This is a genomic window from Micromonospora sp. WMMD1082, from assembly GCF_029626175.1.
In the GTDB taxonomy this organism is placed as follows: domain Bacteria; phylum Actinomycetota; class Actinomycetes; order Mycobacteriales; family Micromonosporaceae; genus Micromonospora.
Genome location: NZ_JARUBM010000002.1, coordinates 252,262 through 277,310, shown reverse-complemented (window position 1 = coordinate 277,310; position 25,049 = coordinate 252,262). Strand labels below are relative to the sequence as shown.

Annotated in this window: 19 protein-coding genes and 1 pseudogene; 13 read left to right on the top strand and 7 right to left on the bottom strand. The window is 72.8% G+C overall.

What is annotated here, in order from left to right:
• Nucleotides 1-26 precede the first annotated feature (26 nt).
• The 4 genes from frr (at nucleotide 27) to O7615_RS01310 (ending at nucleotide 4,675) form a co-directional block, all read left to right on the top strand.
• A complete protein-coding gene (frr, locus tag O7615_RS01325; RefSeq protein WP_278181944.1) occupies nucleotides 27-584 on the top strand; it encodes a ribosome recycling factor in 558 nt (185 codons plus the stop codon).
• A gap of 278 nt (nucleotides 585-862) precedes the next feature.
• Nucleotides 863-2,293, top strand: a complete 1,431-nt coding sequence (locus O7615_RS01320) for a phosphatidate cytidylyltransferase (RefSeq protein ID WP_278181943.1) — start codon at nucleotides 863-865, stop codon at nucleotides 2,291-2,293.
• Nucleotides 2,294-2,397: 104 nt separating this feature from the next.
• The gene (rlmN, locus tag O7615_RS01315; RefSeq protein ID WP_278175275.1) at nucleotides 2,398-3,546 is read left to right on the top strand and encodes a 23S rRNA (adenine(2503)-C(2))-methyltransferase RlmN; all 1,149 of its coding nucleotides are present in this window, start codon (nucleotides 2,398-2,400) and stop codon (nucleotides 3,544-3,546) included.
• 31 nt (nucleotides 3,547-3,577) lie between these two features.
• The gene (locus O7615_RS01310) at nucleotides 3,578-4,675 is read left to right on the top strand and encodes a DivIVA domain-containing protein (protein WP_278175274.1); all 1,098 of its coding nucleotides are present in this window, start codon (nucleotides 3,578-3,580) and stop codon (nucleotides 4,673-4,675) included.
• 61 nt (nucleotides 4,676-4,736) lie between these two features.
• On the opposite strand, the gene O7615_RS01305 is transcribed toward O7615_RS01310, so the two are convergent.
• Nucleotides 4,737-4,958: a DUF2631 domain-containing protein gene (locus O7615_RS01305; protein ID WP_278175273.1), complete on the bottom strand. Its 222-nt coding sequence runs from the start codon at nucleotides 4,956-4,958 to the stop codon at nucleotides 4,737-4,739.
• 161 nt (nucleotides 4,959-5,119) lie between these two features.
• Here O7615_RS01305 and O7615_RS01300 point away from each other — a divergent pair, with 161 nt between their 5' ends.
• A complete protein-coding gene (locus tag O7615_RS01300; protein ID WP_278175272.1) occupies nucleotides 5,120-6,718 on the top strand; it encodes a Rieske 2Fe-2S domain-containing protein in 1,599 nt (532 codons plus the stop codon).
• 4 nt (nucleotides 6,719-6,722) lie between these two features.
• On the opposite strand, the gene O7615_RS01295 is transcribed toward O7615_RS01300, so the two are convergent.
• Together O7615_RS01295 and O7615_RS01290 are read right to left on the bottom strand one after the other, a co-directional pair.
• The gene (locus O7615_RS01295; RefSeq protein WP_278175271.1) at nucleotides 6,723-8,318 is read right to left on the bottom strand and encodes an NAD(P)/FAD-dependent oxidoreductase; all 1,596 of its coding nucleotides are present in this window, start codon (nucleotides 8,316-8,318) and stop codon (nucleotides 6,723-6,725) included.
• Nucleotides 8,319-8,327: 9 nt separating this feature from the next.
• On the bottom strand, nucleotides 8,328-9,179 hold the full coding sequence (locus O7615_RS01290) for a YhjD/YihY/BrkB family envelope integrity protein (RefSeq protein WP_278175270.1): 852 nt from the start codon (nucleotides 9,177-9,179) through the stop codon (nucleotides 8,328-8,330).
• A gap of 216 nt (nucleotides 9,180-9,395) precedes the next feature.
• On the opposite strand from O7615_RS01290, the gene O7615_RS01285 reads away from it, so the two are divergent.
• The 6 genes and pseudogenes from O7615_RS01285 (at nucleotide 9,396) to ispG (ending at nucleotide 16,727) form a co-directional block, all read left to right on the top strand.
• Complete coding sequence (locus O7615_RS01285) at nucleotides 9,396-11,972, top strand: M14 family metallopeptidase (RefSeq protein WP_278175269.1); 2,577 nt, start codon at nucleotides 9,396-9,398, stop codon at nucleotides 11,970-11,972.
• A complete protein-coding gene (locus O7615_RS01280; protein ID WP_278175268.1) occupies nucleotides 11,969-12,514 on the top strand; it encodes a GNAT family N-acetyltransferase in 546 nt (181 codons plus the stop codon). Before O7615_RS01285 ends, O7615_RS01280 begins: the two co-directional genes overlap by 4 nt.
• 81 nt (nucleotides 12,515-12,595) lie before the next feature.
• Nucleotides 12,596-12,688: pseudogene (locus O7615_RS01275) on the top strand (XRE family transcriptional regulator); the annotation flags it as partial.
• Between the two features lie 395 nt (nucleotides 12,689-13,083).
• On the top strand, nucleotides 13,084-14,295 hold the full coding sequence (dxr, locus tag O7615_RS01270; protein WP_278175267.1) for a 1-deoxy-D-xylulose-5-phosphate reductoisomerase: 1,212 nt from the start codon (nucleotides 13,084-13,086) through the stop codon (nucleotides 14,293-14,295).
• Nucleotides 14,295-15,545 carry a site-2 protease family protein gene (locus O7615_RS01265; protein WP_278175265.1) on the top strand — a complete coding sequence of 417 codons (1,251 nt, stop codon included), beginning with the start codon at nucleotides 14,295-14,297 and terminating at the stop codon, nucleotides 15,543-15,545. Before dxr ends, O7615_RS01265 begins: the two co-directional genes overlap by 1 nt.
• 9 nt (nucleotides 15,546-15,554) lie before the next feature.
• The gene (gene ispG, locus O7615_RS01260) at nucleotides 15,555-16,727 is read left to right on the top strand and encodes a flavodoxin-dependent (E)-4-hydroxy-3-methylbut-2-enyl-diphosphate synthase (RefSeq protein WP_278175264.1); all 1,173 of its coding nucleotides are present in this window, start codon (nucleotides 15,555-15,557) and stop codon (nucleotides 16,725-16,727) included.
• A gap of 99 nt (nucleotides 16,728-16,826) precedes the next feature.
• On the opposite strand, the gene O7615_RS01255 is transcribed toward ispG, so the two are convergent.
• Nucleotides 16,827-17,417 carry a PadR family transcriptional regulator gene (locus O7615_RS01255; protein WP_278175263.1) on the bottom strand — a complete coding sequence of 197 codons (591 nt, stop codon included), beginning with the start codon at nucleotides 17,415-17,417 and terminating at the stop codon, nucleotides 16,827-16,829.
• Between the two features lie 121 nt (nucleotides 17,418-17,538).
• On the opposite strand from O7615_RS01255, the gene O7615_RS01250 reads away from it, so the two are divergent.
• Together O7615_RS01250 and O7615_RS01245 are read left to right on the top strand one after the other, a co-directional pair.
• Nucleotides 17,539-18,378: a DUF4081 domain-containing GNAT family N-acetyltransferase gene (locus tag O7615_RS01250; RefSeq protein ID WP_278175262.1), complete on the top strand. Its 840-nt coding sequence runs from the start codon at nucleotides 17,539-17,541 to the stop codon at nucleotides 18,376-18,378.
• A gap of 166 nt (nucleotides 18,379-18,544) precedes the next feature.
• Nucleotides 18,545-22,249 (top strand): ABC transporter ATP-binding protein, encoded by a 3,705-nt coding sequence (locus O7615_RS01245; protein ID WP_278175261.1) that lies wholly within the window; start codon nucleotides 18,545-18,547, stop codon nucleotides 22,247-22,249.
• Nucleotides 22,250-22,277: 28 nt separating this feature from the next.
• Here the strand turns inward: O7615_RS01245 and O7615_RS01240 are convergent, their stop codons facing one another.
• From O7615_RS01240 to O7615_RS01230, 3 genes are all read right to left on the bottom strand, one after another.
• Nucleotides 22,278-23,345, bottom strand: coding sequence for an NADH:flavin oxidoreductase/NADH oxidase (locus tag O7615_RS01240; protein ID WP_278175259.1), 1,068 nt, complete (start codon nucleotides 23,343-23,345; stop codon nucleotides 22,278-22,280).
• 67 nt (nucleotides 23,346-23,412) lie between these two features.
• Complete coding sequence (locus O7615_RS01235; protein ID WP_278175258.1) at nucleotides 23,413-24,060, bottom strand: DUF998 domain-containing protein; 648 nt, start codon at nucleotides 24,058-24,060, stop codon at nucleotides 23,413-23,415.
• Complete coding sequence (locus tag O7615_RS01230) at nucleotides 24,053-25,018, bottom strand: glutathione S-transferase C-terminal domain-containing protein (protein ID WP_278175257.1); 966 nt, start codon at nucleotides 25,016-25,018, stop codon at nucleotides 24,053-24,055. Before O7615_RS01230 ends, O7615_RS01235 begins: the two co-directional genes overlap by 8 nt.
• Between the last annotated feature and the right edge of the window lie 31 nt (nucleotides 25,019-25,049).

Genomic DNA, 25,049 nt, shown 5'->3' with positions numbered 1-25,049 from the left:
AGTACAAGAAGGAGGCGAGGAGACCGGTGATCGACGACACCCTCCTCGAGGCCGAGGAGAAGATGGAGCGTGCGGTCGAGCACGCCAAGGAGGAGTTCGGCGCCATCCGTACCGGTCGCGCCACTCCGGCCATGTTCTCCAAGATCATCATCGACTACTACGGCACTCCGACGCCGCTGACCCAGATGGCGTCGGTGGGCATCCCCGAGCCGCGGATGGCGATCATCAAGCCGTACGACAACTCGCAGATCAACGCCATGGAGAAGGCGATCCGCGACTCGGATCTCGGGGTCAACCCGAACAACGAGGGCAACCAGCTGCGCATCCTGCTCCCGCAGATGACCGAGGAGCGCCGCCGCGACATGATCAAGGTCGCCCGGCACAAGGGTGAGGAGGCCAAGGTCGCCATCCGCAACATCCGGCGCAAGGGCAAGGAAGAGCTGGACCGGCTCGTCAAGGACGGCGAGGTCGGCGAGGACGAGGGCCGTCGCGCCGAGAAGGAGCTGGACGACCTCACCCAGCGCTACGTGGCGCACGTCGACGAACTGGTCAAGCACAAGGAAGCCGAACTCCTGGAAGTCTGACCCCGCGCCCCCGCCGCGTTGACCATGAAGCTGTTGCCGCCGCCATCGGCGTGTCGTGGTGACAACTTCATGATCAACGTGGTGGAGGTGGGTGCTGGCGCGTCCTGCTGGGCGGATGGGTGCAGTAGGCTCGGCACGATTCCCGGCGACCCGGGGGTGAACGGTGGGAATCGGCCAGCCTACAGGCCGGCAATCAGACGGAGCGCCTCGCGCGGGTAGGGGATGGTAGTGGCTGTGCGTCAAGTGGTGGATCTCGTACCGCTCCCCTCTGGTGCGTGATGTCCCACCTCGACCCCTACGGTGGCGCCGAGGCCCGCGGCTGGGACCATTCGGATCGCCCCACCTCGCTGCCCTGGCCGGACCCGGACGTCGACCCCGGCCCGTGGGGCCGCGGCCCGCAGCCCGGCGCTGAGCTGTACGCCGAGCCGCACGCCCGCCCGCCCGCCCGCCGCCCCGAGGACCGGGGCGGGCCGGTCGACGCCGGGTACGGCGACCCACGCGGCCCGCACGACGGTGACCGGGATCGGCGCGGTCCGTACGGCGGCGACCGGCCCGCGTACGACGAACGGGGCGGGCGCGGCCCCCGGGAGCGCGAGCGCCCCCCGCCCGGGCGCAACGGGCGCCGCGACCTCGACCACGGCGACGCCCCCACGGCACAGATCGCGCCGGTACGCCTCGGCCACGACGACGCGCCGACCACCCAGATGGCACCGGTGCGTGCCGGCCACGGCCGGGACCACGACGACGCACCCACCACCCAACTCGCCGCCGTGCCGGCCGAGGGCACGCCGGCACCCGACGCGCCGCAGCCGGACGCGCAGGATCCGCCGGGCCGGCGGCACCGTGGTCGACGGCGGGCCGGTGCCGGTCGGCCGGCGACCCAGCAGGCGGCGGGCCGGGCCGGGCGGAACCTGCCGGCGGCCATCTCGGTCGGCGTGGGCCTGGGCGCGGCGGTGCTGCTGCCGCTGTTCCTCTACACCCCGGCGTTCCTGCTGGTGATCGCCGCGGCCTTCGGCGTGGGCATCTGGGAGATGTCCCGGGCGGTACGCCGGGCCGGCGCCGAGGTGCCGCTGGTGCCGCTGCTCGCCGGCGGGGTGCTCACCGTCACCCTGGCCTGGTTCGCCGGCCTGGACGCGCTCCTGCTGGGCCTGCTCGTCACGGTGGCGGGCACGCTGGTCTGGCGGCTCGGTGACGGCCCGACCAACGTCCGACGGGACATGACCGCGGCGACCCTGATCGCGGTGTACGTCCCCTTCCTCGGCGGCTTCGCCGCCCTGCTCGCGTCCTCCCCCGACGACGGCGCACTGCGGGTGCTGGTGACCCTGGTCGCGGTGGTGCTCTCGGACACCGGCGGGTACGCGGCCGGGGCCAACTTCGGCAAGCATCCGATGGCGCCGGCGATCAGCCCGAAGAAGTCCTGGGAGGGCTTCGTCGGCTCGGTCAGCGCCGCCGCGCTGGGCAGCGCCCTGCTGCTGTGGCTGCTGTTCGACGTGGCGCCCTGGTGGGGCGCCGTGTTCGGGGTGGCGGTCTCGGGTGCCGCGGTCCTCGGTGACCTCGCCGAATCCATGATCAAGCGGGATCTCGGTGTGAAGGACATGAGCAACCTGCTGCCCGGCCACGGCGGCTTGATGGATCGGCTCGACTCCGTGCTGTTCGCCGTGCCGACGGCGTACCTGCTGCTCGTGGTCTTCGTCCCGGTGGTGAACTGAGGCATGGCCGACGCCGGCGGACCTGGGTCGCGGAGGTGGCGGGAGCGGATCCGACCCCTCCGGACGGGTACGTTCCGGGCCGAGCGTGCCAGACTGGACGGGCCATGACGAGTCTTCCCCTGATCCCGGTCGACCCGGACGCGCCCGGCGCGCGCCGGGCGGCGATGCCACCGCAACACCTCGCCGATCTCGACCTTGCCGGCCGGAAAGAGCTGGTCACCAGGCTGGGTGAGACAGCGTTCCGAGCCCGGCAGATCTCCACCCACTACTTCGGCCGGCTGGTACGCGACCCGGCGCAGATGACCGACCTGCCGGCGTCGTCCCGCGAGCGCCTGGCCGACCAGCTGCTGCCCCGGCTGCTCACTCCCGTGCGCGAACTGGCCTGCGACGACGGGGCGACGCGCAAGGCGCTGTGGCGGCTGCACGACGGGTCGCTGGTGGAGAGCGTGCTGATGGGCTACCCGGACCGGATCACCGTCTGCATCTCCAGCCAGGCCGGATGCGGCATGGCGTGCCCGTTCTGTGCCACCGGCCAGGCCGGTCTGACCCGCAACCTCTCCACCGCCGAGATCGTGGACCAGGCGGTCTACCTCGCGGGCGTGGCCGCCTCCGGCGTGGTCGCGGGGTCGCCGCCGAGGCTGTCGCACGTGGTCTTCATGGGCATGGGGGAGCCGCTGGCCAACTACCAGCGGGTGGTCGCCGCGATCCGCCGGCTGGTCGCGCCCGCGCCCGAGGGCCTCGGCCTGTCACAGCGACACATCACCGTTTCCACGGTCGGGCTGGTGCCGGCCATCCACCGACTGGCCAGCGAAGACCTCTCTGTGACTCTTGCGTTGTCGCTGCACGCCCCCGATGATGAGCTGCGCGACGAACTCGTGCCGGTCAACCAGCGCTGGAAGGTGTGCGAGGTGCTGGACGCAGCATGGGCCTACGCGGCCCGCACGGGCCGTCGTGTGTCGATCGAATACGCGATGATCAAGGACGTGAACGACCAGCCGTGGCGAGCTGATCTGCTCGGGCGGCTGCTGGCCGGCAAGCTGGCCCACGTGAACCTGATCCCGCTCAACCCGACTCCGGGCAGCCGCTGGGACGCGAGCCCGAAGCCGGTCGAGCGGGAGTTCGTCCGGCGGTTGCGCGACGCCGGGGTGTCCACGACGGTGCGGGACACCCGAGGTCGCGAGATCGACGGGGCGTGTGGGCAGCTGGCCGCCGCGGAGGACAGTGGCACCGACCCGGCCGGGGAGTCGGCGTGACCGGGCGTGGCGAACGAGACCAGGAGACATAGTGGCGAGTCAGGGTCAGCGTTTCCGGCGTAAGGCGCTCCGCCGGGGATACAAGGTTGACGAGGTGGACGCCTTCCTGGACCGGGTCGAGGCGACACTCGCCGGTCAGTCGGTCGGTGCCCCGGTGGCCTCGCAGGAGGTCCACGACGTCGTCTTCCGGGTTCGCTTCAACGGCTACGACGAGTGGCAGGTCGACCTGCACCTTGACCGGGTCGAACGGCAGTTGGCCGAGTTGGAGGAGCGTGGCGGCGTGGGCGGCCGGGGCGGCGACGGCCGGATGGGCCCGCCGGACCGGATGGGCCCGGGCATGCGCGAGGACCGCGGCATGTCCCCGGTGCCGCAGCCGCCGATGCCGCCCCGGGCGATGCCCGCGCAGGCCGGCCCGCCCTACGGCCGCTACGACGAGCCCACCGGCGCCTTCGCCGGCGGGTACGACGCTCCCCGCGGTGGCTACGACGCGCCGCGCGGCCCCGGCGGCCCGATGGGCCCGGGGGCGCCGATGGGTCCGCCCGGTGGCCCGGGTCACGGCGGGCCGCCGCGTGGTCTGCCCGCGGGGCCCGGCGGATATGGCCCGCCGGACGGGCCGGGCGGCTACGGTCCGCCGGACGAGCCGCGCTTCGACGGGTTCGAGGCGGGCCGGCACGGCCGCACCGACATGACCGCCGAGATCCGGCTGCCGGACCGCGACCCGCGTCGTGGCCCGGCGGGGCCGCCCGGCCTGCCGCAGCAGGCGCTTGGCGGGCCGCCGATGGGTGGGCCCCCGGCGATGGGCGGTCCGCCGGCGATGGGCGGTCCGCCGGCGATGGCCGGGCCCTCGATGGGTGGGCCGCCGATGGCCGGCCCGCCCGGCAGCGACCTCTACCGGGTGGACCAGATCCGGCGGAGCTTCCAGGTCCGTCGCTTCGGCAGCGGGTACGACCCCGACCAGGTGGACCGGTTCTTCGAGAGCCTGCTCGGCGGGATGGCCGGTCGCAATCAGATGCCGGTGAATCCGAAGGACCTGGACACGCTGCGTTTCGGGCTGGTGCAGGGCGGCTACTTCGAGGCCGAGGTCGACGCCGCGCTGAAGAACGTCCAGGACATCCTCTTCGGCCGCTGAGCATGCGATAAGGGCCCGCCCCCCGATCCTCGGGGCGGGCCCTTCGTCGTGCCGGTACGGGTCAGTGGCGCAGGCCGTTGCGGCGCAGCACCACGTCGCCGATCACGATGAGCAGCAGCAACGCGGCCAGACCGATCAGCCAGATGTCCTCGACCCTGCCCTCGTGGTTGCCGCAGAGCATCGCCAGCAGCACGAGCGCGGTGAGCACCGCACCGATCCGCCCGGCCTTGCGGTGCCCGGGCTTGTGCTGGTCCGGGGCCGTTACCGGCTCGCTTCCTGCCACTGTCGGTCCTTCCTCGCGAACGGATCTCCGGCTAGTCTGGCACGCCGCCTCCGTGGCGACCTGCGGTGGGGCGGGTATGGCGGCGTCGCGGGGCGGGGACCAGACCGCCTCCGGTAGCGTTCTTGCGTACGCCTTGATTGTCTCTGTGAGGGGGAACTGCGGTGCGAGTGACCGGTACGGGGCACGCGAGCATGCGGATCGACACGGCCGCGGGCAGCATCCTGTGCGACCCGTGGGTCAATCCGGCCTACTTCGCCTCCTGGTTCCCGTTCCCCGACAACTCCCAGCTCGACTGGGAGACCCTCGGCAAGGTCGACTACCTGTACGTCTCCCACCTGCACCGGGACCACTTCGACGCGGCCCACCTCAAGCGGTACGTCGCCAAGTCCGCGACCGTGCTGCTGCCCGAGTTCCCCACCTCGGAGATGGAGGACGAGTTCCGCGAGCTGGGCTTCACGAAGTTCCTGAAGACCCGCAACGAGGAGGTCGTCGAGCTGGACGGCGGCCTGAAGATCATGATCCAGGCGCTGACCAGCCCGACCGACGGTCCGATCGGCGACTCCTCGCTCTGGGTGGAGTACGACGGCATCCGGCTGCTCAACCAGAACGACGCCCGCCCGACGGACCTGAGCACCTTCGCCGAGCTGGGCCACGTGCACGCGCACATGCTCCAGTTCTCCGGGGCGATCTGGTATCCGATGGTCTACGAGCTGCCGAACGCGGCCAAGACCGCCTTCGGCAAGCAGAAGCGGGAACGGCAGTTCGACCGCACCTGGCGCTACATCGACGACCTGAAGGCCGACCACGTCTTCCCGATCGCCGGCCCGCCCTGCTTCCTCGACGACGAGCTGTGGCAGTTCAACGACATCTTCGGCGACGAGGGGAACATCTTCCCCGACCAGTCGGTCTTCCTGGCCGAGTACGCAAAGGTCGGCGGCACCAACGGCATCGTGCTGCTGCCCGGCAGCGTCGCCGAGGTGACCACCTCGGGGGCCACGACGACGCACCCGGTGCCGGTGGCGGAGTTCTTCGCCGACAAGGTCGCCCACCTGGAGGAGATGCGCGAGCGCAAGCGGCCGGTCATCGAGGCGGAGAAGGCGTCCTGGCGGCACCCCGAGGTCGACGTGCTCAAGGAGCTGAAGCGGCGGATCGAGCCGCTGCTCGACGAGTCGATCTACCTCGCCAAGGGGGTCGGTGGTCCGGTCCGCTTCGACCTGGTCGGCTATGACGGGGATGCCATCGAATCCATCGTGGTCGACTTCCCCGGCAAGCAGGTGCGGCCGTACGCCGACGAGAAGGTGCGCTACCGGTTCCGTACCGAGCGGGCGCTGGTGGAGCACCTGCTGCACATCGGCGAGGTGGACTGGGTCAACTCGCTCTTCCTGTCCTGCCGCTTCTCCGCCGCGCGCATCGGGCAGTACAACGAGTTCGTGTACGCCTTCTTCAAGTGCCTCTCCACCGAGCGCCTGCAGTACGCCGAGGGCTGGTACGACGAGCACGAGCGGGCCGTCGACGCCGAGGACATCACCCTCGGCGACTGGGTGGTCCAGCGGCGCTGCCCGCACCTGAAGGCCGACCTGAGCCGGTTCGGCATCGTCGACGGCGACCAGCTCACCTGCCAGCTGCACGGTTGGCGTTTCGACCTGCCCAGCGGGCGCTGCCTGACCAGCGTCGGTCACAAGGTCCGCGCGCACCGCGTCGGCGAGGAAGCGCCCACCCCGACGACCGTCGGCGAGGAGACGCCCACCCCGACGAACTAGGCCGTCAGCGGCCCAGGTCGGCGAGGATGCGTTGGGCGGCGTTGTGGCCGGCGGCGCCGATCACGCTGCCGGCCGGGTGGCAGCCGGCGCTGCCCGCGTACACGCCGTCGACGCCGGTCGCGTACGGCATCCGGTCGGCGAAGGAGACCGTGTTGTCGACGTGGTGGATGTGCCCGCCGGTGATGCCGAAGTGCGCCTCGATGCCGGGTGGCGGCAGCGGCACCGCGTCGGCGATCAGGTCGCCGGTGCCCGGGGCGTACCGCTCGCAGATCTCGACCAGCCGCTCGACGTAGCCGGGCAGCGCCGCCTCCCAGCTGGTGCCGGCCAACTCGTACGGCACCGACTGGACGAAGAGCGCCGACGAGTGGTGCCCGGCCGGATCGGCCAGCGACGGGTCGACGGTGGTGTGCAGGTACCACTCGATGGTGGGCTCGGCGGGCAGCCGCCCGGCCCGCACGTCGGCCCACATGGCGCGCAGCGCCGCCATCGGTGACTCGCCCGCGCCGCCGGTCAGCGACGCCGAGCCGGGCAGCAGGTGGATGGTCGAGCCGAACGGGCTCGGCGCGCCCTCGGGCAGGCAGGAGAAGCGGGGCAGGCCCCGCAGCGCCAGGTTGAGCTTGAGCGTGGTGCCGGTGCGCCGGACCGCCGCCATCCGCTCGCTGAGCACGGTGGGCAGCGCGCCGTCGGGCAGCAGCTCCATCAGCCGGTACGGGTCGCAGCCGCCGAGCACCACGGAGGCACCGACCTCCCGGCCGTCGGCGAGCACCACCCCGCTGGCCGCGCCGCCGTCGAGGGTGATCGCGGTGACGGGTGCCCCGGTGACGATCCCGGCGCCGGAGGCGCGGGCCGCGTCGGCGAAGGTGCGCGACACGGTGCCCATGCCGCCCTCGGCGATCATCCAGGTGCCGCCCGAGCCGGGCAGCCGGCACATGTTGTGCACCAGGAAGTTGTGCCCGGTGCCGGGGTCGTCCGGGCCGGCGTTGAGCCCGGACAGGCCGTCGGTGACCGCGTACATGCTGACCAGCAGTTCGGAGCGGAAGTCGAAGCGGGCCAGGTAGTCGGCGACCGAGCCGCGTACCAGATCCACGAAGACCGTGCGCAGCTCGGGCCGCACGTACCGCTCGGCGGTCTCCTCCAGGGTGAGCGGCTCGGCGAGCCAGGCCGGGGCGAGATCCTCCCGCAGCGCGGCCAGCTCGGCCTGCAACGCGTCGTCGGCGGCCACGTCGGCGGCGGAGAAGAACTCGGTGAGCTGCCGGCGGGTGGCCGCGGTGTCGGTGCCGAAGAGCAGGTACGGCGAACCGGCGCCGCCCGGGGTGGGCAGGAAGTAGTGCGGGTCGCGGCGCAGCACCGGGATGCGCACGTCGAGCGTGGCCAGCAACTCCGGCGGCATCAACCCGAGCAGGTACGACCCGGTGGAGTGGCGCAGTTCGGGCACCTTGGGGAACGGATTCTCGGTGCGGGTGGCCCCACCGATCACGTCGGCGGCCTCCAGCACCAGCACGTCCAGCCCGGCCCGGGACAGCAGGATCGCGGAAACCAACCCGTTGTGCCCGGATCCGACGATCACCACGTCGGCCCGGGACGGCACCTCACCCGTCATCCCCGCACCCTAACCCGCTCCTGCCGGCTCCCGTCGCTGACGGTGGTCACGCCAGGTGGAGAGGGCGAGGGTGGCGGAGTAGCCGGCGAGCACGATCACGTGGAAGACGTAGAGCCAGAGCAGGATCGCCACGACGGCGCCCACCTCGTTCAGGCCGCCGAAGGGTATGCCCAGGTCGAGGGGGAACGAGGCGAACAGCACGAAACCGTGCAGGAAGCCGGAGAGGTTCGCGGCGGTGAACGACCCCATCGCCAGCGCGGAGAGCCAGTCCGGCGAGGCCGGGCCGACCACCCGGAAGACCCACAGCAGCACCGGGGTGAGCACGAGAAACACCGCGAGGAAGGAGAGCACCACCCCCAGCGCGCCGGCCAGCCCACCCCGCCGGACCAGCCCGGTGGTGGTCGGCAGCGCCAGCAGGATGGCCAGCACCAGGGCCGGGGCCGGCGCCAGCAGCGGTAGCAGCAGCAGCCGGCCCCGCCAGCCGATCAGGTGCTCGTCGGAGCGGGGGGCGGCGACCGAGACGAAGGCCCGGCGCAGCCCTTCGCCGTAGAGGGACGCCGGCAGCAGCGCGGCCAGCGCGAGCCACGGGGTCAGGCCCACCCCGGCCTCGACCAGCGCGGCCGCCGCCCGTGGCGCACCGATCGCGTCCGGCAGGGCCTCCACGGCGTACGCGGAGAGTCGGCGGACCCGCTCCGCCCCCGCCAGCAGCATGGTCAGCCAGATCGCCAGCAGGGCCACCGGCACCACGGCGATCGCCCCGTAGAAGGTGATCGCGGCGGCGTGCAGCGACAGGTCGCGGCCACGCAGCGGGCGGAAGGCAGCCCGGGTGATCCGCCTCGTCCGCTCCCACGCACCGCCCATCGCGCTCCCTTTCCCCGTCGTCGCGCCCGACAACCGTCGAGCGACCCGGCGGACCAGGGTGACGCGGGTGGTTGGCGGGCCCGCTGGGGTACGTGAGGCTCCGGCACCGGGCCGGGCTATCGACTTCGACGGTCGTCACTGATAGAACAGCCACCAATGGCGCCGGCGATCACGAGTCGCCGTCCGGGTGCCCCGCCATCGAATCGAGGTATGCGCGTGAGTGTTCGACGACCACTGGTAGCCCTGCTCGCCGCCGTACTCCTCTTCGGAGCGGCCCCCGGCACCGCCAGCGCGACGCCCGTCGACCCGGCGGCGCTCGGCGCGGCGGCCGGTTCTCCTCGCGGTCCGTCCGACACCGACCTGCCGTTCGACACCGATCGCGGCGTGGGGTCGCGCTCCGCCGGCGCCCTGGGTGGGCAGCCCCACCAGGTGGGTCCGTCGATCACGCTGCCCGGCAAGCCGCGCAACGACGTCATCCGGGACGTGCCGGTGGATCCGGGCGACGCGTCCATCCCGCTGAACCTCATTCCGTACCACGACATCCCGGCCGCGCTGCGGGCCCTCCAGCAGAGCAGGCGGATCAGCGTGGAGGTCATCGGGCGGTCGGTGCTCGGCCGCGACCTGCACCTGGTGGTGGCGACCTCGCCGATGCGCGATGCCGAGTGGAAGAGGTGGCAGCAGCTGTCCGACCTGCGGTTCAGCGATCCCCGCGCGGCGCTGGCCACGCTCCGGGCCGGCGGGTACGACAGGTGGCGCACCCCGCTGTTCGTCAACAACAACATCCACGGCAACGAGTGGGAGGGCACCGACGCCAGCCTCCAGGTCCTACGGGAGCTGGCCTTCTCGGATGACCCCGAGGTCGTGAGGGTGCTCGACCGTCACGTGATCGCCTTCGTGGTCACGAACAATCCCGACGGTCGGGTCGCGGCGACCCGGGCCAACGCCAACGGCTTCGACATGAACCGGGACTACATCACGGCCTCGCAGCCGGAGGTCCGCGCCGTGCGCGCGCAACTCGTCCGCTACAGCCCGCTGACCATGCTGGACATCCACGGGTACGTCACCTGCACGCTGATCGAGCCGACCACCGGCCCGCACGGTGACAACTACGAGTACGACCTCTACATCCGGCATGCGCTGCGCCACGCGCTGGCCATGGAACAGGCCGTCCTCGCCACCGGGGAGGAGCGCGCCACCTGCGCGAACCCGGACGGCGGCCGGCGCACCGACATCCCGTTCCGGGACCGGGCGCAGGGCTGGGACGACTGGCCGCCGATCTTCACCCCGATGTATGCGATGTACCACGGCACGATCGGGCACACCGTCGAGATCCCGCTGAACCCCCGGGGCGACCTGACCGAGGCGGAGCGGCACGAGCGTACCCGGATCAACACCGCCGTCGCGGCGGCGGCGATCCGGGGCAACCTCGGCTACGCCACGCAGCACCGGGCGGCGCTGCTGGCCAACCAGCTCGAATGGTTCCGGCGCGGGGTCGCCGGCGAGCCGACGCGGCCGATCGACGACCCGCTCGCCCTCTCGCTCGCCCGGGGCGACAACGCCAAGACCCACCCGCAGAGCTTCCCCCGGGCGTACGTCATCCCGGCCGGCGCCGGGCAGCGCAGCGCGACCGCGGCGGCCCGGCTGGTCCAGTTCATGCTCGACAACGACCTGACCGTCCACCGCGCGTCACGGCCGTTCCGGCTGGACGGCACGCGCTACCCGGCCGGCTCCTACGTGGTCGACATGCGTCAGGCCAAGCGCGGCCTCGCCAGCGCCCTGCTGGAGGTCGGCCGGGACGTGACCGACGACTTCGCCGCGATGTACGACATCTCGGCCTGGAGCCACGGCCACCTCTGGGGTGCCACGGTGCGGCCGGTGAACCGCAACGTCGCCCTCGACGGCAGGGCCCTGCGTCCGGTAACGGAGGCCCGCGCCGAGGGCGTGGTGCCGCCGGGCCGGCAGGCGAACTACGGCCTGGTCGTGGATTCGGTGGCCGGCATCCGGGCCGTCAACCGGCTCGTCGACGACGGGGTGAAGCTGGCCAGGACGCCGGGCGGCACCTTCGTCGTGCCGGGCGACGTCTCGGTGGTGCGCGCGATCGCCAAGGAGTACGGCGTCGAGTTCACCAGGATCACGCCGCCGCAGGTGCGGACGGCCACGCCGGTGACCAGGACCCGCCTCGGGGTCGCGGCGAACGCCGGTGAGATCTTCGCCCTGCGGCAGATGGGCTTCGATCCGGTCTCGGTGACGCACACCGGGTTCAACTCCGGAGCGCTGTCCTTCGACGACGTCGATGCCCTCTTCGTCTCCACCACGTCGTTCAACCCGCTCAGCCTGGACGCCACCCAGGCCGCCGCGTTCGACCGGTGGCTGGCGGGTGGTGGGACCGTCGTGGGTCGGGGAGCCGGCGGGATCCAGTTCAACGACCGAGCGGGCCTGCTCGACGTCACGGCGGCGGCCGGGCGCAGCGACGCCAACGGCATCGTCACGGTGCAGAACGACCCGGCCTCGCCGATCGCGGCGGGAGCGCTGCCCACCGCGTTCGTCGACGCGCCGCAGTACTTCACCCGGGTCGGCGACGGCGTACGGGTCGATCAGCGCCTTGCCGGCGCGGGCTTCTTCCTCGCCGGCCACTGGGGTGGCCAGGAGGCCGCCGCCGGCCACGCGGTGGTGGTGAGCGGCGTGGCGAAGGGGGCGAGCGTGAGCCTGTTCGGCACCGAGCCGCTCTTCCGCGCCCACCCCGAGGGCCTGTACCCGCAGGTCGCCAACGCCCTGTGGTGGAATGGAGCATGATCGTCACCACCGAACGGCTGCTCGTACGCGACTGGACCGACGAGCCGGCGGACCTGGCCCGGATCTTCGACATCTACTCCCGTCCCGAGATCGTCCGGTGGCTCGGCGCGGCACCGGGCCTGCCGTTGACCGACCCGGCGCAGGCGGCCGAACGGTTGACCATGTGGCGCCAGCGGCACGCCGACCACGGCGACCGGTACGGCACCTGGGCGATCGAGGTGCGGGGCACCGGGAGCGTTGTCGGCACCGCGCTGCTCAAACCGCTGCCCGGGCGGGACGAGCGGATCCTCACCGACGACATCGAGGTGGGCTGGCACCTGCACCCGGACGCCTGGGGCAACGGCTACGCCACCGAGGCCGCCCGCGCCCTCGTCGAGCGGGAGTTCACCACCGGCACGCAGGTTATCCACGCCGTGGTCGACCCCGGCAACACCGCCTCCATCGCGGTCACCCGCCGGCTCGGCATGACCCACATCGGCCGGCGCACCGACTGGTACGGCGGCGAGGAACTGGAGACCTTCGTCCTGTCCCGCCCGGCGTGAGCCGGCCCGACGTCGACCACGGGACGGTGTCGCCGCTGGATCCGGGATCCGTGGCGGAGGCGGAGCGGATCCAGCGAGAGCTACCTTGACAAGCCGCACGAGATCAAGGCCTACGAGGATGCCTGGCGCTCCCTCAGCGAGACGGCGCTCGATGTCGATGAGTCCCGTGAGCTTCGCCGCGGCGAGCTGGACGCGGTTCGTCACTGCCACCCGCGTGGGTCGCTTCGACCCCCGCGCCTGAGCCGACGCGACGGGCCCGGAGACGGCCCCGCGGCCCTCGCACTGGGTGCGTTTGTTGTCGCTCTGGCAACAACAAACGCACCCAAAGCAACACCAGCCGTCGTCCCCAGCGGCCAAGCCGAGGAAACAAGCCGAGGAAACTGGCCCGCGGCGCGGGGTAGCGCGGCGGTGTCGGCGGCGGGTCGGACAGGCGGTGCGAGGGCGTGCGGTGCGGGGCTGCACTGGCGAGTTGCTCGGCGAAGAGGCACCGTTGGAGGAAGAAGGCGTTGCGCGCGAGGAGGGCTGAGGCTCCCGGCGGGCGTGCAGCGGCGGTGGGGAAGAATGGGCGGGTGACCTCCCCCCGCGATCTTGTGCTGTTGGGCTGTACGGGTTCGATCGGTACCCAGGCCATCGACATCGTGCGGCGTAACCCGGACCGGTTCCGGGTGGTGGCGCTCGGTGCCGGCGGCGGCAACGTCGAGCTGCTGGCTGCCCAGGCGCTCGAACTCGGCGTCGAGGCCGTCGGGGTGGCCAGGGCGTCCGCCGCGCAGGATCTCCAACTCGCGTTCTACGCGGAGGCCAGTCGCCGGGGCTGGGCCACCGGCGAGTTCAAGCTGCCCAAGATCGTGGCCGGGCCGGACGCGATGAGCGAGCTGGCGCAGTGGCCGTGTGACGTCGTACTCAACGGGGTGGTGGGGTCGCTCGGGCTGGCGCCGACCCTGGCCGCGCTGCGGGCCGGGCGTACGCTCGCGCTGGCCAACAAGGAGTCGCTGGTGGCCGGCGGCTCGCTGGTCAAGGCCGCGATGACGCGGCCGGAGCAGATCGTCCCGGTGGATTCGGAGCACACCGCGCTCGCCCAGTGTCTGCGCTCCGGCGCCCGGGGTGAGGTGCGCCGGCTGATCGTCACCGCCAGCGGCGGGCCGTTCCGCGGGCGGCGGCGGGACGAGTTGACGCAGGTTACGCCGGAGCAGGCGCTGGCGCATCCGACCTGGAACATGGGGCCGGTCATCACGATCAACTCGGCGACGATGGTCAACAAGGCGTTGGAGGTGATCGAGGCGCACGAGCTGTTCGACGTGCCGTACGCCGACATCACCGTGATGATCCATCCGACCTCGGTGATCCACTCGATGGTGGAGTTCGTCGACGGTTCCACGATCGCCCAGGCCAGCCCGCCGGACATGCGGCTGCCGATCGCGGTGGCGCTCGGCTGGCCGGACCGGGTGCCGGACGCCGCCGCCGCGGTCGACTGGACGACCAGTCACACCTGGGAGTTCGCGCCGCTGGACGACGAGGCGTTCCCGGCGGTGGCGCTGGCCAAGGCCGCCGGCGAGGCGGGTCGGTGCCGGCCGGCGATCTACAACGCGGCCAACGAGGAGTGTGTGGCGGCGTTCGTCGCGGGGCGGCTGCCGTTCCTCGGCATCGTCGACACGCTGGAACGGGTCCTGGAGGGCGCTCCCGATTTCGGCGAACCGGGTACCGTCGAGGACGTACTCGGAGCCGAGTCGTGGGCGCGCGCACACGCGCAGGAGATCATCGCTGCTGCGGTGGAAGGAGCTTGATGTCGTTCGCGTTCGGGGTGGTGCTCTTCGCCCTCGGCATCCTCATCTCGGTGAGCCTGCACGAGGCCGGCCACATGCTCACTGCCAAGGCCTTCGGCATGAAGGTCACCCGCTACTTCGTCGGCTTCGGCCCCACCATCTTCTCCTTCAAGCGGGGCGAGACCGAGTACGGCCTCAAGGGCATCCCGCTCGGCGGCTTCTGCAAGATCGTTGGGATGACGCCGCAGGACGACGACATCGAGCCCGGCGACGAGAAGCGGGCCATGTGGCGCTACCCGGTGTGGAAGCGCACCGTCGTGATGTCCGCCGGCTCGGTCACCCACTTCGGGTTGGCGATCTTCGCGGCCTGGCTGGCGGCGATGACCTTCGGCCTGCCCAACCCCAGCTTCCCGAGCACGGAAGAGCAGATCCGCGCCGAGCCGGCGGTGATCGCCATCCAGGAGTGCGTCCTGCCGGACAACACCTGGCGGGCCTGCCAGGCCGGTGACGCGCCGAGCCCGGCCGGGGCGGCCGGGCTGCAGAACGGCGACCGGATCACCTCGATCAACGGCACCCCGGTCACCAGCTACGGCGACCTGCTCACCACGCTGCGGGCCACCACCCCGGGCAGCACCGCCGCCATCGGGTACGAGCGCGACGGCCAGCCCGGCACCGCCGAGACCGCGCTCGCCACCACCAAGCGCCCGCCGATCGACAACCCGGACGGGCCGGTCACCGATGTCTCCGCGCTCGGTGTCGGCCTGGTCGTCTCCACCCCGGGCCTGGTCTCCTACGGCCCGGTGGAGGCGGTCGGCGCGACCAGCAACTTCATCGGCGACATGGCGGTGGCCGTCGCCAAGGCGTTGCAGCGCCTGCCGGAGAAGGTGCCCGCGCTCTGGACCGCCATCACCGGCGGCGAGCGGGACATCGACACCCCGATCAGCGTGGTGGGCGCCAGCATCCTCGGCGGCGAGGCGGTGGCCAACGATGCCTGGGAACTGTTCATCATGCTGTTCATCTCGTTGAACTTCTTCATCGGGGTGTTCAACCTGCTGCCGCTGCTGCCGCTGGACGGCGGGCACATCGCCATCGCCTGGTTCGAACGGGCCAGATCCTGGGTGTACGCGCGGCTGCGCCGACCCGACCCGGGCCGAGTCGACTACTTCAAGCTGATGCCCTTCACGTACGCGGTGATCCTGATCGGTGGGGCGTTCACACTGCTCACCATCACCGCGGACGTGGTCAACCCGATCTCCATCTTCTCAAGGTGAGTGCCTGAAGTGACCGCTGTCAGCCTCGGTATGCCCCCCGTACCGCCGCCGCCGCTCGCGCCCCGCCGGGCCAGCCGTCAGATCATGGTCGGCTCGGTGCCGGTCGGCGGTGGCGCGCCGGTCTCGGTGCAGTCGATGACCACCACCCTCACCTCTGACGTCAACGCCACGTTGCAGCAGATCGCCGAGCTGACCGCGTCCGGCTGCCAGATCGTGCGGGTCGCGGTGCCGAGCCAGGACGACGTGGAGGCGTTGCCGGCGATCGCCCGCAAGTCGCAGATCCCGGTGATCGCCGACATCCACTTCCAGCCGAAGTACGTCTTCGCGGCGATCGACGCCGGGTGTGCGGCGGTGCGGGTGAACCCGGGCAACATCCGGCAGTTCGACGACAAGGTCGCCGAGATCGCGGCGGCGGCCTCCGCCGCCGGCACGCCGATCCGGATCGGGGTCAACGCCGGCTCGCTGGACAAGCGCCTGCTCGCCAAGTACGGCAGGGCCACGGCCGAGGCGCTGGTCGAGTCGGCGCTCTGGGAGTGCTCGCTCTTCGAGGAGCACGGCTTCCGGGACATCAAGATCTCGGTGAAGCACAACGACCCGGTGGTGATGATCCGGGCGTACCGGCAGCTCGCCGAGCAGTGCGACTATCCGCTGCACCTGGGCGTGACCGAGGCGGGGCCGGCGTTCCAGGGGACCATCAAGTCGGCGGTGGCGTTCGGCGCGTTGCTGGCCGAGGGGATCGGCGACACGATCCGGGTGTCGCTGTCGGCGCCGCCGGTCGAGGAGATCAAGGTCGGCAACCAGATCCTGGAGTCGCTCGGGCTGCGCGAGCGCGGGCTGGAGATCGTCTCCTGCCCCTCCTGCGGGCGGGCCCAGGTGGACGTCTACAAGCTCGCCGAGGAGGTCACCGCCGGCCTGGAGGGGCTGCCGGTGCCGCTGCGGGTCGCCGTGATGGGCTGTGTGGTGAACGGCCCCGGCGAGGCCCGCGAGGCGGACCTGGGAGTGGCCTCCGGCAACGGCAAGGGTCAGATCTTCGTCAAGGGCCAGGTCATCAAGACCGTGCCCGAGGGGCAGATCGTGGAGACCCTGATCGAGGAGGCGCTGCGGCTGGCCGACGAGATGGGCGCCGAACTCCCCGAGGAACTGCGCGACCTGGTCCCCGGCGCCACCGTCACCGTGCACTGATCCGACCCGCTCAGCACGAGGGCGGCCACCCCGCATGGGTGGCCGCCCTCGATGCCAGCCAGACCGCGTGGCGCCGCTTGCCGGCACGTGGTGCCGCGATCACTCGGATTCGGCGAGGATCGCGTACAGCTTGCGGCGGGTCTCGTCGAGCACCTGGGCCGCGCGCTCCCGCTGGTCGTCGGTGCCGGTCATCATCACCTGGCGCAGGGCGTTCATCGCCTGCGTGCCGGCGTGCCGGATGTCGTGCCAGCTGTTGATCGTGTCCTCGGCGACCTCCGCCCAGGGCGGCGTCTGCGCGGCCTGCTCGGCCTCGGCGCGACCCTGCTCGGTGAGGGTGAATCGCTTACGGCCGCCGCCGGACTCCTCGGTGGCGACGATGACGCCCTCGTCCTCCAGCAACTGGAGGGTCGGGTAGATCGAGCCCGGGCTGGGCCGCCAGCTCCCGCCGGTGCGGGAGTCGATCTCCTGGATCATCTCGTAGCCGTGCATCGGCCGCTCGGTGAGCAGGGCCAGCACCGCGTTGCGGACGTTCGGTCGGCGCCCTCGGCCCCGCCCGCGCCCACCCCGGCCGTGACCGTGGCCGTGGCCGTGACCTCCCGGCCCGAAGGGCGGGCCGGCCGAGAACGGCGGGAAGCTGAAGCCGCGCATCCGGGCCTCGTGCAGGGGGTGTCCCCGTCGATGGAACTTCATCAGGCTGTCTCCTTGCTAGAACTGTCGCTGATGCATCAACGATATATCGGCAATGCAACGTTGACAAGTGGTCGTCACCGTCCGCCGACGCGCGGTGAACGGATCTGGCAGGCTGGTAACCGTGCTGACGGCGCCGGTGCGGCAACTGGGGGAGTCGGAACGTCGCGCGGTCGAGCGGCTGCTCGACCTCGACCCGTACGCGGGCGCGCAGGTCGCGGAGCGGGTCGCCGCGCGCGGGCTGGCGTGGTGGCGGGCCGAGGGCCGGGTCCTCGGGTACGGTTCCCGCCGCCACCTCGAATCGGTCTGCTGGCTCGGTGGCAACCTCACGCCGGTGCTGGCCGGCCCGCAGGCCGTCGCCGCCTTCGCCGACCTGCTCGCCGGCGAGGAACGGCTCTGCTCCTCGATCGTCGGGCGCGCCGACGCCGTACTGCAACTGTGGGACCGCCTCGCCGACACCTGGGGACCGGCCCGCGACGTACGCCCGAACCAGCCGTTGCTGGTCGCCGAGGCGCTGCCCGGGGTGCCGCCCGACCCGCAGGTGCGCCGGGTGCGCAGTGCCGAGTTCGACCGGCTCTTCCCGGCGGCGGTGGCGATGTACACCGAGGAGGTGGGCGTCTCGCCGCTGGCCGACGACGGCGGGCGCGGGTACCGCCGCCGGGTCACGGACATGATCCGCTCGGGTCGGGCGTACGCTCGGTTCGTCGACGGTCGGGTGGTCTTCAAGGCCGAACTGGCGGTCGTCACCCGGCGCACCGCGCAGGTCCAGGGGGTCTGGGTGGCGCCCGAGTGGCGGGGCCGGGGGATGGCCACCGCCGCGATGGCGGCCGTGGTCGGCGACGCGCTGACCAGGGTCGCCCCGACGGTCAGCCTGTACGTCAACGACTTCAACCTGCCCGCCCGGCGGGTCTACGAGCGCTGCGGCTTCCGCCCGGTCGGCACCCTCGCCACCGTGCTCTTCTGAGCCCAGCCCAGCCCAGCCCAGCCCAGCCCAGCCCAGCCCAGCCCAGCCCTGGCCACTCGTCCGGCAGATGTCGCCCGGTGATCTGCCGCCGGCGAAAATGCGTTGAGCCGTGCGGCCGGGAGAAGCAGGCTGGAACCTCCGTCACGAAACCGGAGGAACCGACCCCATGCGCCTGCTCCGTGATCTGTGGGTCACCTCCTCCCGCCGGATGACCCTGGTCGCCGTCCTGATCGTGCTCGGCGGCATCGGCCAGGCGGCCACCGCCGCGCTCGCCGGGCCGGTGCTGATCCACCGCTCCGTCGGGTTCTTCGTGCTGCTGTCGGCGGCGCTGGTCGCGGCGGTCGCCAGCGACCTCGTGGTCAGCCTGGTGATGGCCGGGGTGACCGCCGACTGGTCCGCCCACGTGCGCCGCCGGCTGTGCCGGGTGGCGCTGGGGCAACCCGTGCCCGCCCTGGAGACCACCCCCGTGGGGGAGATGCTCGACCGGATCGACGGCGACGTGTACGACGTCGCCTCGGGCGTGCGCGGCCCCGGCACCCGGCTGGCCCAGGCGCTGTCCGTGGGCGTGCTGTCCACGCTGGTCGCGTTCACCGTCTGGTGGCCGGCCGGGATCGGCATGCTGCTGCTCTGCGTCCTGCTCGCGATCACGCTGCGCCGGCCCGCCTCCCGGATCGTTCCGGCCCGGATGCACGAGGAGGCGGCCTGGTCGGATCTGGCGGCGGTGATGGAGGAGTCGATCCACGGCCAGGACGACGTCCGCACCAGCCTGGCCCGGCCGTACGTGCTGCGCCTGTACGCCCTCCGGGCGGCCGAGGTGCTCCGCCGGGGATGGCGGGTGTGGGCGATGTCCGCACAGGTCAACACCATCGCGGCCGGGGTGACCCGGGCCGGCATCGCGCTGGTCGTGCTCGGCGGGGTCTGGGCGCTGACCACCGGCCGGGTCGACGCCGCCCGGATGACCGCGATCTGGCTGCTCGCGCTCTCCCTCGGCATGACCGTCGAGCACGTCAGCCGGATGGTGCCGGAGGTGCAGTACGCCCTCGGCGCCTGGGGGCGGGTCCAACTGCTCTCCGCCGCGACACAGGAACCGGCCGGCGGCGCCGCGCCCACCGACGGCGACCTGGTCATCCGCGACCTGACCTACCGTTACCCGACCACCGGGCCGGACGCCGATCGCGGCCCCGCGCTCCGCGAGGTCGACCTGACCTTCGTCCGGGGGCGCTCGTACGCCCTGGTCGGCCGGACCGGGTCGGGCAAGTCGACGCTGGCCAAGCTGCTCACCCGGGCGGTCGACGTGCCACCCGGCACGGTCCTGCTCGGCGGTCGTGACGTGCTCGACCTCGACGTGGAGCAGCTGCGCCGGTGGGTCGCCGTGGTGCCCCAGCGCACCGAGATCCTCGCCGGCACGCTCGCCGAGAACGTGGCGCTGTTCGACCCCGAGCTGCTCGATGCCGCCGCGCGGGCCCTGCACGAGCTGGGTCTGGCCGGCTGGATCGCCGAGCTGCCCGCCGGCCTGGACACCCGCCTCGGCGAGAGCGGTCACGTGCTCTCGGCCGGTCAGGAGCAACTGGTCGCCTTCGCCCGCATCCTGGTCCGCGACCCGCACGTGGTGATCCTCGACGAGGCCACCGCCCGGCTCGATCCGGTCACCGAGACACGGGTGCAGCAGGCCACCGAGCGCCTGCTGCGGGACCGGATCGGCATCGTCATCGCGCACCGGCTGTCGTCGGTGAGCCGCTGCGACGAGGTGGTGGTGCTGGCCGACGGCGCGGTGGTCGAGGCCGCCCCGCTGGCCGAGTCGCGCCGCTTCGCCGAACTCCTGGCCGCCGGCCAGGCGGGCGGGCAGGGCGGCGACACCGAGGTCGACCTGCTGGCCGGGCCGGGCTCCGGCCGGCTGCGGGGCGTACCGGCGCTGGTCGGCGCCAACCCCGCCGGCGCCCGCACCGGGGTCACCACGGCCGTGGGGCCCGTCGACGGCACCCGGCCCGCCGGCCCGGCCCGCGACGGCGACCGGCCCGGCCCGCCGGTCGGTCCCGGAACGCCCGCGCCGGACGGGGACGATCCGGCACCGGTCGTCGGGCCCGAGCCCGTGGAGCCGACCGAGGGGCGCGAGGTGGGTGCGCGGGAGGTCGGCGGGCGCCAGCCGGGCCGCCGTACCGCCGGTGTGCCGGCCGACGCCGCGCGGCGACCCGCGTCCCGTACCCGGACGCTGCGGGAGATCGCCCGGCTCTGCCTCAACGACCCCCGGTACGGCGCGGCGGCGGTCGGGATCTTCTCCGTCCTGGTGATCCTCGGACTGGACGGGCCGGTGCTGGCCTGGCTCTGGGCCGACGTGGTCGACGGCACGGGCGACCCGTGGCTGCCCGCCATCGGCATCGCCGCCGGGTTGGTCGTCGCCATCCCGGCGCACTACTGGACCCACCTGTGGTTCCCGGCCTGGTGGGTACGGCAGATGCTGCGGATCAGCGCGCGCCTGGTGCACGGCCAGACGGGCCCCCGCCGGGTCAGCCGGCACACCCCGGCCGAGGTGGTGGCCCAGGGCGGCGACACCGAACGGGTGGTGCAGCTCGCCGACCACGTACTGGACCAGTCGATCGGCCTTCTCCTGCTGGTCGCCATGACCCTGGTCACCGGCAGCGTGGTGCCGGGGCTGTTCTTCCTCGGCACGATGGTGCTCTCCGGGCTGGCCGCCACGGCGTTCGGCCCGAGGCTGGAGCGGGCGGCCCGGGACACCGTCGCCGCGCGGGCCGCGTTCGCCACCGCGCTGGTCTCCACGCTGTCGGCCGCCCGGACGGTGAAGCTGGCCGGGGCGACCCGGCCGGTGCTGAGCCACCTCGCCGACCTCGACGTGGTGCGCAGCGAGCGGCAGCGGCGGGAGATCACCGTGCAGGTCTGGGCCCGGTCCACGCCGGCGCTGGCCAGCGGGCTCTTCCCGATCGGCGTGTGGGCGCTCTTCCTGTCCGGCCAGCTCTCCGCCGGGGCGACGCTGGTCGCGGTGGCCACGCTGGGCGCGGCGCGCTGGTTCGCCTGGACCACCGCGTCGTTGATCTCCCAGGTGCCGTCGGCGCGGGTGTGGACCCGGCGTACGGCGGAGATGACCGGGATCGAGGTGTACTCGGCGCGGGTGCCCGGGGTCGACCTGGCCGCCGGCACGGCTCCCGCCCCGCCGGTACCGCCCCGCACCCCGCTGCGGCGGCTGGACCTGGTCGGCTTCGGCGTCCGGCACACCGACGGCACCATCGCCGTACGCGACGTGGACCTGACCGTGGCACGCGGGCAACTGGTGCTGGTCGTCGGGCCGGTGGGTGCGGGCAAGTCCTCGCTGCTGCGGGCGCTGGCCGGGATCGCCCCGCACACCGGTGAGCTGACCTGGAACGGTGAGCCGATCACCGAACCGGAGCTGTTCCTCCGCCCCAACCAGGTCGGATACGTGGGTCAGCTGCCCCGGGTGCTCTCCGGCACGGTCGCGGAGAACATCACCCTCGGTCACCCGGTGGACCCCGCGCACGCGGTGGCGACCGCTCAGCTGGAGCACGACCTGGCCGGCACCGGCAGCGGGCTCGGGCTGCTCATCGGGCACAAGGGCACCCGGCTCTCCGGCGGGCAGTTGCAGCGCCTGGCGCTGGCCCGGGCGCTGGCACCGCGTACCGAGCTGCTGGTGGCCGACGACGTCTCCTCCGCGCTGGACGTGACCACCGAGCTCGCGCTCTGGCAGGCCCTGCGGGAACGCGGCGTGACCGTCGTCGGCTCCACCTCGAAGCGGGCCGCGCTGGTGCGGGCCGACCACGTGGTGGTGCTCATCGGCGGCACGGTCGCCGCCCAGGGGCCGTGGCGCGACCTGGAGCGGCGCTGGGGCCACCTGGCGGGCTGACCCTGGTAGGCCGCGCGGGCTGGCCCGGTCAGGCCGCCCGGACGTACTGCGGGGACCAGCTCGGGTCGGCGCCGAGCTTGGCCGCGGCCTGGTGCGGCCAGTACGGGTTGCGCAGCAGCTCCCGGCCGAGCAGCACCAGGTCGGCCTCGCCGTCCGCGACGATCGCCTCGGCGTGCTCCGGCTCGACGATCAGGCCGACCGCGCCGGTGGCGACCCGTGCCTCCCGCCGGACCCGGGCGGCCAGCGGCACCTGGTAACCACGGCCGACCGGGACGGCGGCGGTCGGCGACGCCCCGCCGGAGGAGCAGTCGACCAGGTCCACCCCGGCGGCGGCCAACTCGGCGGCGAGCGCCACGCTGTCGTCGACCGTCCAGCCGCCGTCGACCCAGTCGGTGGCCGAGATCCGGGCCAACACCGGCACGTCCTCGCCCACCGCGGCGCGGACGGCCCGGGCCACCTCAAGGGTCAGCCGCATCCGCCCGGCCCGATCCCCGCCCCAGCCGTCGGCGCGATGGTTGGTCAGCGGGGAGAGGAACTCGTGCAGCAGGTAGCCGTGCGCGGCGTGCACCTCCACGGCGGTGAACCCGGCGTCGACCGCCCGGGTGGCGGCCGCCGCGAACGCCTCGACGACGGCGGCGATCCCGGCCTCGTCCAGGGCGGTGGGCACGCGGTACTCCGGCAGGAACGGCTCGGCGGTGGGCCCGACCGGCACCCAGCCGCCCTCGGCGTCGGGCACCCCGCCCCGGCGCGGTTCCCACGGTCGGTACGTCGACGCCTTGATCCCGGCGTGCGCGAGCTGCACGGCCGGTACCGCGCCCTGTGCGGCCAGGAACCGGGTCACCGGACGCCAGGCGTCGACGTGCCGGCCGGACCACAGCCCGGTGTCCTGCGGGCTGATCCGCCCCTCGGGCGACACGGCGGTCGCCTCGGTCATCACCAGCCCGGCGCCGCCGACCGCGCGGGCGCCGAGGTGCACCAGGTGCCAGTCGGTGGGCAGGCCGTCGGGGCCGGCACTGTACTGGCACATCGGGGCCAGGGCGATCCGGTTGGGCAGGGTGACCGCCCGCAGCGTCAGCGGCGCGAACAACGAACTCATCCCGGCATCCTCTCCCGCGGGCCAGGGGCCGGATGAGACCCGGAAGGAGTGATATCCGTGACACTCCTTACGGCACGGGATCCGGGGCCGCCTCGCCCGGCGGCGCCGGCCCGGACGGCAGGGTGACGGCGGTCGCCAGGCCCCAGAGGACCACCACCGCGAGCAGCAGCCGTTCCAACACCCCGACCAGTGAACCCCGGCCGACCACCAGCATCGCCAAGCCGACCGCACCGGCGATCGGCAGCGCCACCGCCGCCGCGACGGCGGCCACCGCCCGCAGTGGGCGCGCCGCGGCCGGGGCGAACGCGATGGCGATCATGGCGAAGACCACGGCCGCCGTCGCGGCGACGCTCGCCGCACCGTGCACCAGGTCCGCCACGGTGGCCCGCTCGAACGGCGGCAGTGGGCAGCCGGCGCTACAGGTCACCGCGCCGGACAGGACCGTGGCCAGACCGCCCGCGGTGAGCAGCGCCGCCGCGATCCGCAGCGCCGTCCGCAGCGCCGCGGCGAGCGTCAGCAGCGCTGTGGCCAGGGCGAACACCCCGATCCGGTACGTCCAGGCGTACCCGCTGTCGGCGACACCGGCCTCACTGACGTACCCGGTCAGACCCGGACCGGGACCGGCGATCACGGCGACCGTCACCGCGACCGCTCCCCCGAGCACGCAGATCGCCGTCACCACGGCGGCGAGGCGCGTCGCCGCCTGGTCAGCCACGCCCGTGCGGCGTGGTCCAGCCGTGCAGGTCCGGGCCGAGCGGGACGATCCCGGTCGGGTTGATCTCGCGATGCGTGGCGTAGTAGTGCCGCTTGATGTGGTCGAAGTCGACGGTCTCGCCGAAGCCGGGGGTCTGGAACAGATCCCGGGCGTACGCCCAGAGCACCGGCATCTCGGCGAGCTTCTGCCGGTTGCACTTGAAGTGACCGTGGTACGCCACGTCGAAGCGGACCAGCGTGGTGAACAGCCGTACGTCCGCTTCCGTGATCGAGTCACCCATCAGGTAGCGCCGGCCGGCCAGCCGCTCCGACAGCGCGTCGAGCCGCCCGAACAGCGCCTCGAACGCCTCGTCGTACGCCTGCTGCGAGGTCGCGAAGCCGCAGCGGTAGACGCCGTTGTTGATGTCGCGGTGGATCTCGGCCATCAGCGCGTCCATCTCCGGGCGCAGCTCGACCGGGTAGAGATCCGGCGCGTCCGGGGCGTGCAGCCGCCGCCACTCGGTGGACAGGTCCAGGGTGAGCTGTGGATAGTCGTTGGTGACCACCCGGCCGGTGACGGTATCGACCAGCGCCGGAACGGTGACCCGGCCGGAGTAGTCGGCGTCGGTGGCGAGGTACGCCTCGGAGAGGAAGCCGATGCCCAGCACCGGGTCGAAGCCGTCCTCGTCGAGGCTGAACCGCCAGCCCCGCTCGTCCCGGATCGGGTCGACGGTGCCCAGCGAGATGACCTCGCGCAGCCCGAGCAGGTTACGCACGATCAGCGCCCGGTGCGCCCACGGGCAGGCCCGGCACCAGATCAGCCGGTACCGGCCCGCCTCCAGCGGCCAGCGGTCCTGCGCGTCCGGCCCGCCGCCGGGCGGTGAGGTCGAGTGCGGGGTGACCCGCCCGGTGAACCGGTTGGGTTGGCGGACGAACGCGCCACCGTCGCTGGTCTCCGCACTGAACTGGGCTCGTGCCATGCCGACAAACCTATCGGCCGCGCCCGGCGAT

Excerpts from the sequence above, each read along its gene's own strand:
- O7615_RS01290 (WP_278175270.1), bottom strand. The coding sequence starts at position 9,179 with ATGGGCGGTGCGTGGGAGCGGACGAGGCGGATCACCCGGGCTGCCTTC.
- O7615_RS01295 (WP_278175271.1), bottom strand. The coding sequence starts at position 8,318 with ATGACGGGTGAGGTGCCGTCCCGGGCCGACGTGGTGATCGTCGGATCC.
- O7615_RS01245 (WP_278175261.1), top strand. The coding sequence starts at position 18,545 with ATGCGCCTGCTCCGTGATCTGTGGGTCACCTCCTCCCGCCGGATGACC.
- O7615_RS01280 (WP_278175268.1), top strand. The coding sequence starts at position 11,969 with ATGATCGTCACCACCGAACGGCTGCTCGTACGCGACTGGACCGACGAG.
- rlmN (WP_278175275.1), top strand. The coding sequence starts at position 2,398 with ATGACGAGTCTTCCCCTGATCCCGGTCGACCCGGACGCGCCCGGCGCG.
- O7615_RS01320 (WP_278181943.1), top strand. The coding sequence starts at position 863 with ATGTCCCACCTCGACCCCTACGGTGGCGCCGAGGCCCGCGGCTGGGAC.
- O7615_RS01255 (WP_278175263.1), bottom strand. The coding sequence starts at position 17,417 with ATGAAGTTCCATCGACGGGGACACCCCCTGCACGAGGCCCGGATGCGC.
- O7615_RS01230 (WP_278175257.1), bottom strand. The coding sequence starts at position 25,018 with ATGGCACGAGCCCAGTTCAGTGCGGAGACCAGCGACGGTGGCGCGTTC.
- O7615_RS01265 (WP_278175265.1), top strand. The coding sequence starts at position 14,295 with ATGTCGTTCGCGTTCGGGGTGGTGCTCTTCGCCCTCGGCATCCTCATC.
- O7615_RS01240 (WP_278175259.1), bottom strand. The coding sequence starts at position 23,345 with ATGAGTTCGTTGTTCGCGCCGCTGACGCTGCGGGCGGTCACCCTGCCC.